General features: G+C 45.7%; 10 protein-coding genes. 1 reads left to right on the top strand and 9 read right to left on the bottom strand.

All coding sequences use genetic code 11. From position 1 onward, the window contains the following. Positions 1-3: 3 nt before the first annotated feature. Positions 4-1,758, top strand: a complete 1,755-nt coding sequence (locus tag N646_RS16790) for a hypothetical protein (protein WP_017634495.1) — start codon at positions 4-6, stop codon at positions 1,756-1,758. An 81-nt stretch (positions 1,759-1,839) separates the two neighbouring features. Here N646_RS16790 and N646_RS16785 read toward each other — a convergent pair whose 3' ends face one another. From N646_RS16785 to N646_RS16745, 9 genes are all read right to left on the bottom strand, one after another. Beyond that, the gene (locus tag N646_RS16785) at positions 1,840-2,484 is read right to left on the bottom strand and encodes an START domain-containing protein (RefSeq protein WP_017820098.1); all 645 of its coding nucleotides are present in this window, start codon (positions 2,482-2,484) and stop codon (positions 1,840-1,842) included. 77 nt (positions 2,485-2,561) lie between these two features. After that, positions 2,562-3,746, bottom strand: coding sequence for a multidrug effflux MFS transporter (locus N646_RS16780; protein ID WP_017820099.1), 1,185 nt, complete (start codon positions 3,744-3,746; stop codon positions 2,562-2,564). Next, the gene (locus N646_RS16775) at positions 3,743-4,387 is read right to left on the bottom strand and encodes a recombinase family protein (protein ID WP_017820100.1); all 645 of its coding nucleotides are present in this window, start codon (positions 4,385-4,387) and stop codon (positions 3,743-3,745) included. Before N646_RS16775 ends, N646_RS16780 begins: the two co-directional genes overlap by 4 nt. Before the next feature lie 146 nt (positions 4,388-4,533). Continuing rightward, positions 4,534-5,541 (bottom strand): LacI family DNA-binding transcriptional regulator, encoded by a 1,008-nt coding sequence (locus N646_RS16770; RefSeq protein WP_017820101.1) that lies wholly within the window; start codon positions 5,539-5,541, stop codon positions 4,534-4,536. Positions 5,542-5,758: 217 nt separating this feature from the next. Further along, the gene (locus N646_RS16765; protein ID WP_017820102.1) at positions 5,759-7,492 is read right to left on the bottom strand and encodes a sodium:solute symporter family transporter; all 1,734 of its coding nucleotides are present in this window, start codon (positions 7,490-7,492) and stop codon (positions 5,759-5,761) included. After that, complete coding sequence (locus N646_RS16760) at positions 7,485-8,480, bottom strand: nuclear transport factor 2 family protein (RefSeq protein ID WP_017820103.1); 996 nt, start codon at positions 8,478-8,480, stop codon at positions 7,485-7,487. The genes N646_RS16765 and N646_RS16760 overlap by 8 nt, the downstream gene beginning before the upstream one ends. Positions 8,481-8,529: 49 nt before the next feature. After that, complete coding sequence (locus tag N646_RS16755) at positions 8,530-9,504, bottom strand: nuclear transport factor 2 family protein (protein ID WP_017820104.1); 975 nt, start codon at positions 9,502-9,504, stop codon at positions 8,530-8,532. A 513-nt stretch (positions 9,505-10,017) separates the two neighbouring features. Then, a complete protein-coding gene (locus N646_RS16750) occupies positions 10,018-11,298 on the bottom strand; it encodes a TRAP transporter large permease (protein ID WP_005383432.1) in 1,281 nt (426 codons plus the stop codon). After that, positions 11,295-11,858, bottom strand: coding sequence for a TRAP transporter small permease (locus N646_RS16745; RefSeq protein WP_017820105.1), 564 nt, complete (start codon positions 11,856-11,858; stop codon positions 11,295-11,297). Before N646_RS16745 ends, N646_RS16750 begins: the two co-directional genes overlap by 4 nt. Position 11,859: the final 1 nt, after the last annotated feature.

The following is an 11,859-nucleotide window of genomic DNA, read 5'->3' as shown; positions in this document are numbered from 1 at the left end:
ACTATGACAACGGAGTTGGTCGTGAAAAAACTACTATTGGCTACAGCAGTGGTCGCAGCAGCAGGGGGCGCTGGCTACCTGTACCAAAACAATACTACCGCGAGTGATGCAGGCTCACTGTTAACGCAAGTTCCTGCAGATTCACTTATGGTGACGTATCAGACAGAACCTTTTAACCATTATAAATACATGAACGCATTCGGTACGGCGAATCAAGGCTCGATTGCAGAACTTTTTGCCGATGAACCACTGTCTCCACAACAGCAGTTTGCAGTTAACTTATTCGATGGATACCTAGAGAGTGCTGCGTCGCCAGAAACATTAAAAGCTTATTTGGGCACCGGGGAAAACATTAATCCTGTGTTGTACACAATTGGTATGGTACCGGTGTACAAAGTGGATATTGAAGACCCTGCCGCGTTATGGAAAACACTGGATCATGAAGAGCAGATGAGCGGCGCTAAGCATGAGTTGGTTAAGCTTGGTGAAGTCGAGTATCGTCGTTACGAGATGACTGATTCAATTGACCCGCAGGACGGTATTGGCTTGGTTGTAGCCGTGGTTGATAACGTGCTTACGTTAACGGTTGATGTTCCGCAACTGGGCGTTCAAAACCCGATTAAAATGGCATTAGGGCTTGAAGCACCAAGTCAAAATATTGCTGACAGTGGACGCCTTGAGGCGTTGCAAGCCAAATACGGTGAAAACAACAACTCTTTTGGTTACTTTGATCATCGCGAAGTGATTAAAGGTTTGACGACGAAAGATGGCAATATGTTTGCTCGTCAAATCAGCACGTTGGATGCAATAGATCCTGAACCAACGATTGAGGAAATGCGTTCACCAGCCTGCCATACTGAGCTTACTCAAGTTGCAGAAAACTGGCCTCAGTCCGTCGCGTTTGCAGAATACAAGATGAAAGGCGATCAGGCGTTCATTAAAGGTTCTTTTGTTGTTGAGTCCAACAATAAAGTGATTCTAGATGCGCTCAAGTCGATTCGTGGTGTATTGGCTGAGTCTAAAAGTGATAAGAGTTTCTTTAGTATGGCGCTTGGTTTAGACATTAATACTCTAGCGCCATCGATTGGTCAGATTTGGGCTGACTTGACCCAGCCTCAATATCAATGCTCTTTATTGACACAAATGCAGCAAGAGATGGGCGGCCAGAATCCAGCAGCCGCTGTAAGCATGGGGTCAGGCATGGTTAATGGCCTTAAAGGGTTAAGCCTGCAAATGTTTGATATCAAAGTAGATACTAATGCTCAGCATGGTGAAGTATTTAGCCAGCTAGATGGTATGTTGTCTCTTTCTGCCAATGATCCAATGATGCTTATTCAAACTGCGCAAATGTTCGTTCCTGAACTTGCTCAATTGCAAATTCAACCGGATAACCAACCTGTTAATGTCAGTGACCTATTAGAAATGCATACTGGCATGAAGGTGGACGTGTTTGCTCGTTTAAACGAAAACCATTTCACCCTTTACAGTGGTGATAGTGCTGCGGAAGCAAGCAAAGAAGTGATGGCGCAATCACTTTCTCCAAATGGCTTGTTCAGCTTTGATTTTGATTCAGAGCGTATTTTGGAAGTGTTAGAGAGTGCGTCGTCAATCACAGGGGAGCCGGTTCCGGATGATGTTGTCAAAAGCTTACAAGGCGAGCTTGTTGGTGGTATGACGATGGACGTGACAGACCAAGGTATTGGTTTTGAGTTTGATTACCGCGGTGCAACTAAACCTGTAACGGTTGCACAGCAGTAACACATTGCGTAGAAAAAGGCGGCTTGAAGCCGCCTTTTGTTATTATGTACCGTATTAAAAAGCGAGTGGGAAGAGCGACGCTTACTCATCTATTTGAGGATGAGAGTATTGCTGATATTCAGGTAACTCTTTTCTTAAATTACTAAATGTCGCCCATGCACTTTCTTTTGAGAGTTTGTTGATCAGCCAGTTTGGCAATAGACCTCCGGGGTCAGCAAACGCCTTGTATTCCACGAGTGTTGTATCGTTTGTGAGTTTTTGTAACTCCCAAGTCGCATCAACCGAGCGAATTCGAACATAACCATTTTGTTCAGCAAGATATGAGTCAGGTGCGCTTTTGATTTCTATCGTGAATCCCAGCTCATCGACCCAGTACTTTGAGTAGGTGACCATATCCCGATTTTTGGCAGGCCATGGTGCTTTAAACTGGGTGTAAACGATGTTCTCGGTGGCCGATATCTGATTTAAAACCCGGCTATGACTGGCATTGTCAATCCAGTTCGGGATATTGTCACTGTCTTCCAGTAGCGTTAAAAATGCACCATAGCTGGTGGGTGTGAACATCCGGGCACGGATCTCAACTAAACCGTCACTATGTTCTCGGGAGTAAATTGTGATTCCATTCTTGTCACTCTCGAACTGCCAGTTCTCGTTGGCGCTCGCATCAGTGCCAGCGGATATCAATGTGGCGAGTGTTAAGGCGCCCATTCTTAAATGCAACATCATGTTAGTATCCGCCAACTTTTCCTAAATTTAAGTTTATACGATTTGTCGTAACTATAAGGACAATAGTATGTTTTTTGTTATCGTTCTGAAGGTTGCTCTGCACTGAAGCCACGTTGAATGTTGGTGAAGGTAAGCGATGCAAATATTACGATAACGATCGCTAGATGCCATGCTTGACTCAATCCAAGCTGCACCAGAGTTAAGCTGACCAATGAGGAGACGACCATTTGTCCACCACCAGACATTGCCGCTGCGGCACCTGCTTGCTTTTTATAAGGTTGCATTACCATCGCTTGTGCACAAGGTAGGGCAATACCATTACCCAAGATCATTAATAGCTGTCCTAGCATCAGAAATAGAGGCTCAACAGGACAGAAAAATAACCATATTGCGGCAGCGAGGTGAAGAAATGGGGTGCAGAGCAGCATTTTTTTATTGCCAATAATTGGCCTTACTCGGTTACAAATCGTGGTACCACATAACATACCCAAAGCGGGAATGAGCGCCCACATCGCGTATTGAGCGGAGGTCATGCCAATTTGATCTTGCATGATAAATGGCATCACAGAGACTGTCGTAATCATTAAGCTGAAGTTTAACCAACTGATACTGGCGAAACTCATAAAGTAACGAGACGTAAGTAAGCTCTTGTATTGGAGTAACATTTTTCGGGGTGACGGAATGACAGAACGTTTTGTGATGGTTTCTGTGAACTTAAAGGCGATGATTACCCAAGCCAGCGAGACATAGCCCAACAGAGAAATAAACACCATACTCCAACCGAAGTGGAAGTTGATAAAGCCGCCAATCACAGGTGCAATAAGTGGCGTGATTGAAGCCGCCATGGCGATGTAAGACATTGCCACTGGGAGTTCATCCCCGCTAAATCTATCTCGAGTCGACGCCCTCGCGAGTACCGCGCAGCATCCTGTACCTAACCCTTGTAAAAAGCGCCCCATCACCATCCCTGTAAATGTGTCACTGAAGAAAATAATTATCAGCAGACCAGACATCGCGATGAGTAAACCGGTAAGTAATACTCTTTTTCGTCCTAAAGCATCTGACACTGGCCCGTAGATAAATTGAGAGGGGCCGAAGCCGAGCAAATAAATACTCACAAGCAGTTGAGCTTGGTCGAGGGAGATGGAAAAGTCTTTTGCTATCCATGGCAAAGAGGGCATAACTAGCCCCATGCTCAACTGGCCAACGCTAATAATAAGACAGGCGAGTAGTATAGTATGAAAGTTGATTGGGCGACTCATGACTGGTCTCCATTCAAACAACCTTTTTGGCGTCGTGAGCTTAAGCCGCCTTCGTCATCCACTTCATTTAGCTTTGCTTTGACCCGCTTCACAGTCGATAGACTGACTTCGCATTGCTCTGCTACGTTTTGCAATGTGTAGCCTTCTAGCAGTAACGTTGCGATCTGTTGGTGTTTGGTTTTGTTTGCGGGGCGGCCGCGAAACTTCTGTTTCCATAATTCTGGCTGCTCTTTAATGGCCTGTCGCCCTTGCTCTGCGGCAAACAGGCGATGTTCAGTCTGCACTTTCCCATATCCAGATAACACTGTGAGTAGTGTTTGAGTCTGAACAGAACCTGGCTCAAAAGTTATTGATTCACATACAGTTTTCAATATTACTCCTTTATCGAGTAGCATTTTTATCGTGTTCAATGCTTGACTAAAGTCGCGACCAAATGCGGTCAGCCACCAGAGCACAATCGTATCCCCAGCTCTGACGGAATCGAGCAGTCGTAAGAATGCCTCTCTCTCGGTTGGAGGCATGCAACCACGAACCTTATCCTCAAAATGCTGAGCTTCGGGCGCAAAAGCTTTTAGAGTATTAAGGTGCTCTTGGTAAGCTCGATTTTTTGGCGAATAACGAGTGTAAAGATACGTGGTCATAAGGATTATGAGCCTCTTTTTGTTTGGTTCATATAGTGTAATAGCTCATAAATATACATGGGTTCATTAATGCTTACAACACTAAATGAGCCGTTTGGGAGTCAGAGGCAAATAAAAAAGCCAACCGAATGGCTGGCTATAGCTATTTAAGCTTTTGTTGTCTGGCGCTCGATTAACTTCACTGGCACCATCATTTTTACTAGGCTGCCGTTTTTCGTATTAATTTGATCAACAATGATCTTCACGCACTCGCGAGCGAGGCGACGGAAATCCTGGCGGAACGTGGTTAATTGATAGCTTAACCATTCTGTCTGAGGAATATTATCAAAACCAATGACTTGTAAGTCCTGAGGAATCCTCAACCCGCATTCTATACGGGCGATATCCATGACCGCCATCGCAAGGTTATCGGTTGCACAGAACACCGCTTCAGGCCGATTTTTGTCTGCCAGTATGGCACGGACTTTATCAAGTGAGCTCGCGTAGTCATAGCTGGCTTCAATGATGCGTGGCGTCTTGCCGGTTAGGTCTTCAAATTCAGAGCAGAAGCCGCTTTGACGTTCGTCATTCGTAAAGGTTGGCACTTCTCCCGTCAAATAAACCGCGTTCTTCACGCCACTTTTGTGCAGAAGTTGCGCAGCTTGTTGGCCTGCTTCGTAGTTGTCACTGATAACGTAGCTACTCCTAGTACCTTCAACAACTCGTGCGTATTGAACAATTGGGATATTAAACTCTTCACATTCTTCATAAAGGGACTTATTGAAGGTTGCGGAAGCAGCAATGACACCATCGACGCGATACTGGAAGATATTTGGGATTGAGTGGCCCTCTTCTTCATCCACTTGCCATGGAATCAATACGGCAGAATAACCTTTTTTCTGTAACTCACTGGAAATTAATTGCAGTGTTTTCATATGGATAGGGTAATCCGCATCAGGAAACACCAAACCTATCAATTTCGATTCGTTTGTGGTCAGGCTACGTGCAAAGGCGTTAGGGCGGTAGTTAAGGGCTTTAGCCGCTTCAAAGACTTTTTGCTTGGTCTTTTCGGATACTGAGCTACCCGGAACAAACACGCGCGATACAGTAGATTGAGAGACGCCTGCCATCTTTGCCACATCTTTTGATGTGACTACGTGTTTAATTGATTTCATGAATAAAACTTAGTTGCCAGTAATTGAGGTCATAAGACTAGCATAAATAGGTACGTATTCATAAATGTTCTGACGGGGTATCCTAAGTAGAATAATGGCTTTGGAGTATTAAAAAGCAAAATGTGGGTTAACCCATTTGGTTTGCTTTGAGCTAGCACTAGATCTAGTGCGTAGATACTGTCCGTTTGTTGGACGTACAGTATCTACGTAAAGAAGATTAATTTGCTTGTTTGACTGCAACTTTACGTTTCGGGGAGAGGAGTGAATACCCCATGTATCCGATGCAAGCGGTAGCGACAAGAATAGAGCAGCCACGCATAAAGTTAATCAGCATAGGAGCGTTGTCGGTAAACGCGTTGATCCCCCAAAGCATCACGAGAGAGAATACAAACATCACTAGTAAACCATAACATGGAGCATCGATTTTGCCGGGAACGACATACCAACCATCTTCCTTGATTGGTTTATTTAGACGAGCATATTCCGCTTGCTGGCCTTTCACTGTGTAAAGATGCATTTCATCTTGTTTACCCGTCAGGAGAAGGCTAGCAATGTAAGCGACAACGGCATTCACAAGGACGCCAATCACGCAATACCAAGGCCACGCAATATCGGTCGCAACGGCTACATACCAGATCACCAAGAAGCTAGCAGCAACGCCAATTAACAAGCCTTTTTCCGTAATGTGTTTTGAGTAGAAACCAAGGACGAACATACAGAAGCTCGCACCGACAAAGTAAGAGCCTGCCTTACTCAGCACTTCCAGTACCGAGCCTGTGCTGGTGGCAAACATGATCGCTGGAATGATGACCAAAATCGCCCACGCCACCGTGAAGAAACGCGATACCTTTAAGTAATGCTCTTCCGACTCGTTTTGCTTGTAGAAGCGTTTGTAAAAGTCAGCCACAGAAACGGTCGCCATTGAGTTAAATGCGGAATCGAGACTCGACATACTTGCCGCCAGAATCGCAGCGGCAATGATGCCCATCAAGCCTGGCATTCCATATTCACTCGCATAATGAAGAATGATGGTGTTGCCGTTTTCAAACTCTTTACCGTCGTAATAAGCGTTGAACAGGACGCCAAGCAAGATAAAGACAAAGTAAATAAAGAAGGCCACGTAGCCCATCATCAACATTGCCTTTTTCGCATCGCCCATGTTTTTCGCGGCCATACAGCGCTGTACCATCATTTGGTTACCGCCATACACGGTGGTGTGGAACATCGTCATTGCGATAACGCCAGCCCATACAGTCGTTACTTGGCTTAGGTCAAAACTTGTCTGTAGGGCATCTGTCATTCCTTTCGCTTTGAGTTCTGCCATTACCTCCGTCATCGGGGCAGGCATGCCATTCCATACGGCTTCGATGATGATGAATGCGCCAATAAACAAGATCACAGCTTGAATCACATCAGTCCAAATGACAGCCGCGATACCGCCCATTACGGTGTAGATAAGGGCAATTGCAGTGACGATCATGATGCAGTACATCACGTCGATACCTGTGATGAACTCTAAAATCATTGCTGTCGCATAGAGTACCGCTGCCGAGCTCAATGCTTGTTTGATAAGGAAGATAAACGACAATGTCAGTCGTGAAGCCTTACCGAAGCGTCGTTCTTGATACTCGTATATAGAGGTTAAACCGTTATTGTAGAAAAACGGCATGAATACAGCCACGATGAAGAAGATCACGAGCGGGTAATTGAGGTGAATCGCGATTACCGATAGGCCTTCTTTGTATGACCAAGCCGGCCCACCAAGAAACGACATGGCACTGACGTAAGTACAAACGACTGAAATACCGATCGCCCACCAAGGAATGTTTTTGTCACCCAAGGCGAATTGGCTCGCAGAAGTGACTCGCTTACCAATTACTGCGCCCAGTACTAACGTTAGGGCAATGTATCCGCCAAGGATGCTCCAGTTAAGTGCGCCAAACTCATGCATAATTAGGTCCTTCTAACTGTTCTTTCATTTGTGCAAATACGTCGTATCCAAGTTGCAGCAGGATATGAACGATGTCGATCGCCACCCAGTTTTCCTTCAGTAAATCGCCTTCGCGTCGCCAAATGTCCATAACGCGAAGTTCGATGTGTTTTCCTGTCGGAGCAAGACCGAGCCAGCCACTGTGACCAGTATGAGTACCATGCATATGCGGCCAACCACCTGTGGATACGTAGTCATTTTTGGCCAAAAAATTGACCTCAATATCGACACTTCGATCAGGGAAGGCGAACACGAATGGTGCTTGATGGTGGTTACGGAAACCTTTGATACCGCGCGTAGTGCCAATACCTGCTGGGCCGTACCACATAAAGTCACTGTGCCAGTAGTTTTCTAAATCCATCGAGAAGAGATCTTGACCATCAAAACGACCCAAGCAAGACAACATATCTTCGACTAATTGGGCGCTCTTCTCACTTTCTTTCAGAGACACAACAGAATGTTGGATACCGTTTGACGTCGCAGGAGAAGGGACTAAGCCATCGTGGCCTAAGCTTTTTCTAAGAGGGTTGCTTCCCGCTTGATTCATCGCATCGATGAAGTCTGGAATCATGTATGATTCGGTGATTTGGTCGTTCTCCACACACACCATTTCGGTGTAACGTAAGTAGAGTGTTTTCCCTGTTGCAGGGATGCCAAACAGTGACTGTTCAAACGTACCGATAAAGTAACCAGTAGAGTTGTACCAAGTACGGCCTTCGTATTCGCCGTGCATCACAATCATTGGTCGGCGTTCGGCATCAGGCAAAGCATTAACAAGTGGTGAGAGGAAAGATTCGTGGGTTGCATCTGGGCCATTGAGATCGTTCACAGGGTGCGCCACGCACCATTTTACGTCAGGGTTCAAAGCTTGCAGAGCGGCCTGTTTTTGCTCTTTATCTGCGGCGTTGAAGTAGTTCTGGTAGAACTGTTCGATGATGTTGAGTGACATGTTGCTTCCTTACTGTCTGTGATTTGAATGAATAGTGTTTAATCAGCCGTTAGCCTTGCTGTAGCAGGATTTGCTTCCAGATTGCGGTCTCGTCAAACAAAGTGAATTCGCGACGAAGACCCCAAGGGCCAAACTCAGCGTGGCTGATCCCCATGATGTAAACCTCTTTCCCCGAAGGCTTACCAAACATCCCATATCCCTCATGCTTACCGTGCAAAGACCATCGAATTGCAGCGCGTGGTGACATCATGTCGTCATCTCGGCCAATACGATGGTGAACGGTAAATTGAGCATTTGGGAAAGACGCACGAAGTGCCATCCAAAAATGATCGACTTCCGAGTGTGATAGGGCAGTTTGACCGCCAGTGTATTCGCCGATGCAAGCGCGGTCGTACTCTTTCGGTACTATAGAGAACTCGGCATTCATAAGGCTTCTGAGAATTGCTTCGTAGCGCTGACCATATTCGTTGTCGTTGCCTACGCCCAAATAAGGTCCAGGAATGTCGACTTCAGGAGTGAACGGAAATGGGCTTGATTCCACGCCACCTTCAAATTCGATTTGTTGGCGTGCAAACTCTTCTGACGTCATGCCCAGTTGTTTCGCGATATCGGCTTGATCGCGAACCAACCATTCGTCATTGATTTGGTTATTGATAGCATGGCAATCTGCGATAATACGGAAACGAAGCTTGCGGTTCGAAGCTTGCCCATAGAAGCCGTTGCCACTGTGTGTTGCAGTAGAGATGATTCGATGAGAAGAAAGCATGCCTTGTTCCGGGGTGCCTGACCAAATGACGTCTTCGCCATATAGCGTGCGATCGGGAAACTCGGCCAGTGTCGCCATTGTTGCACTGATCACCCCTTCGTTTCCTTGAACGATAGAGAGTGGAGTACGCACAACAATGTCGGGAGAGTAGTAGTGTTCTAAGGTGTTTAAACCTCGGTCTTCCCAAATCTCTTTTGTGATACCAAGAATGTAGTCGGGAAAATCACGCCACTTTTCATCGAAGCCAACCATGGCCATAAATCACCTCCGTAATTGAATAATTATGTTTTGATTACGTATTCAAAATATATCATGTTGCCATTTTGTCAACGGATTGTTTTTCGATTGTTTAAATAGCGTGCTGATGATCAGATTTTTAACAATTGAGCGGAAAATAAACTAAAAAAGTACAGGAGAGATGGAAGCTATCTCTTATCGAGACGTGTTAATAAGAAAGGAGGTCAAAGTTTTTTGTATGAATTTCCTAATATCTTATTGTTTTTTAATCGCTTAATTTATTTTGATCTGTTTGAATGGAAATAAATGATTAAGCCAAAACTGATAATCATGCAGATCAAGGCACCCAAATAGACTTTATCGCTAATATTCAGCTATTTTGGTGTCAATTATCCTTATATCTTTCAAATTCTCCTTTTGCATACGAATGCTTAAAGGCTTTTTTATTAAATCGGAAGTAGATAACGAATAAGCCACTAGAAAGGTATTTATCTAGTGGCTATAACAGTCATAAGCGCTCTATGAGTGCAACGATCAGGATAAAAGCGCAGGTAATGATAGCGAGATGGCAGGGATGAAGGTAATCAACATCAAGGCCACTATCATTGCTCCAATCCAACCCATGATGGCTTTAGAGAGCGACTCTATCGGTACTTTGCCTACCTGACTTGCCATAAACAGGTTGGCTCCCAGAGGAGGCGTAACAAAGCCAATGGCCAAGTTCACGATCATCACGATACCAAAATGAACGGGATCCATGCCGAGTGCTGACGTAATGGGTAACAGAATTGGTGTGAGAATAACAATCGCTGCCAGCGTTTCCATAAAGGTACCGACGAGCAACAACAGGACATTGATGCAAAGCAGTATCAGAAGTTTGTTTTCGGTAATCGATAGAATGAACTGAGCAATTTCAGTCGGCAGACGTTCTAGGGTCAATATGCGGCCAAACGTCACGGACGCACCCACAATGACGAGCACAGCGCCAACTAACAGTGACGACTCTAGAATGATTTTCACCACTTGCGCTGGTTTGAGCTCTTTATAAACAAACATGCCAAAGAATAAGCCATAGAGCACACCAATGGCGGCTGATTCGGTAGGTGTGAAGATACCAGAATAGATACCGCCGAGAATGATCACGGGTAGTAGCATTGCCCAACTGGCTTCTTTTAACGCATCAAGACGCTCTGCCCAGGTCGCTTTGCGCTCGTTACCTGTGTAGCCCCGCATTTTTGACACAATTAGACAATAGCCGATCAATACCATACCGACGACCAAGCCAGGAATGATTCCCGCCATGAACATCTTAGTGACGGAGACTTCAGCAGTGATCGCGTAGACGATCATCACCACAGAGGGTGGAATAATGACGCCAATTCCGCCGGAGGACGCGATTAAAGCACCTGCAAAGCTGCGGTCGTAGCCTTTCTTCACCATCGAAGGAATCATCGTCAGGCCGATAGCGGCAACAGTGGCAGACCCTGTACCAGAGATGGATGCGAAGAACATACACGCCACAATGGCCACGATACCAAGCCCGCCAGTAAAGTGGCCAAAGAAGACCTCCGCCACATGCAATAATCGTTTTGAGATCCCTCCTTGGCTCATAAGGTTACCTGCTAAGGTAAAAAGAACGACGGCGAGGAGAGGGAAGGAGTCGAGCCCTGTTACCATTCCTTGGACTAAAAACTCGATGTTAAGGAATGGCAGGCTTAATATCGCGACCATACTGGCTGCCGCCAGAGCAATACCGACCGGAACGCCAATGAGCAGAAGCAGACCAAAGCTGCCAAACAAAAGTGCAGACGTCATGCGTTAAACTCCAATAGTCGGTTAGAAGTACGATACTTTGCTTTGATATGGCGATAGCGTTGGCGAGAAAAGCGAACTCGTTCATTGTTGGTGGAGCACGCGTTCACACGTTGATAAATGCTTGTCACTAGGCGCGCGCAGCTTAATAGTGCGCAAACTAAAACAGAGGCATACAAACACGCAATAGGAATTTCCATTGCGGGTGCAATCTGACCGAGTTGCAGGCTGCGGTTTATAACCTTAAATCCAAACCAGGCGACAGTGGCACTAAAGGCAAGGTAGATAAGATCAGAGACAATCAAACTGAATTGCGTCCAATTGCCCGGAAGTTTATCGATGAACACACGAATGCGGATGTGTCGATCATCTCGGATACAGTAGCTGATGCTCAGGTACATCGCCCATACGAATAAATAACGAGCCAGCTCTTCAGCCCACGCGATCGTTGCGTCAAATAGGCGTAGTGTGATTTGCAAGCACAGTAAAGTTGTCATCGTCGAGATCGCGATAACGATAAGGGTAGGTTCTAGGTATTTGTCTAGTAAGCGAAACCACTTCATG

The organism is Vibrio alginolyticus NBRC 15630 = ATCC 17749, from assembly GCF_000354175.2.
Lineage (GTDB): Bacteria > Pseudomonadota > Gammaproteobacteria > Enterobacterales > Vibrionaceae > Vibrio > Vibrio alginolyticus.
The sequence above is the reverse complement of the archived record's forward strand: the minus strand, read 5'-3'. Positions and strand labels throughout refer to the sequence as shown.

Coding starts and splice junctions, on each gene's coding strand:
- N646_RS16760 (WP_017820103.1), bottom strand. CDS start 8,480: ATGTCACTCAACATCATCGAACAGTTCTACCAGAACTACTTCAACGCC.
- N646_RS16775 (WP_017820100.1), bottom strand. CDS start 4,387: ATGACCACGTATCTTTACACTCGTTATTCGCCAAAAAATCGAGCTTAC.
- N646_RS16780 (WP_017820099.1), bottom strand. CDS start 3,746: ATGAGTCGCCCAATCAACTTTCATACTATACTACTCGCCTGTCTTATT.
- N646_RS16785 (WP_017820098.1), bottom strand. CDS start 2,484: ATGATGTTGCATTTAAGAATGGGCGCCTTAACACTCGCCACATTGATA.
- N646_RS16745 (WP_017820105.1), bottom strand. CDS start 11,858: ATGAAGTGGTTTCGCTTACTAGACAAATACCTAGAACCTACCCTTATC.
- N646_RS16790 (WP_017634495.1), top strand. CDS start 4: ATGACAACGGAGTTGGTCGTGAAAAAACTACTATTGGCTACAGCAGTG.
- N646_RS16765 (WP_017820102.1), bottom strand. CDS start 7,492: ATGCATGAGTTTGGCGCACTTAACTGGAGCATCCTTGGCGGATACATT.
- N646_RS16770 (WP_017820101.1), bottom strand. CDS start 5,541: ATGAAATCAATTAAACACGTAGTCACATCAAAAGATGTGGCAAAGATG.
- N646_RS16755 (WP_017820104.1), bottom strand. CDS start 9,504: ATGGCCATGGTTGGCTTCGATGAAAAGTGGCGTGATTTTCCCGACTAC.
- N646_RS16750 (WP_005383432.1), bottom strand. CDS start 11,298: ATGACGTCTGCACTTTTGTTTGGCAGCTTTGGTCTGCTTCTGCTCATT.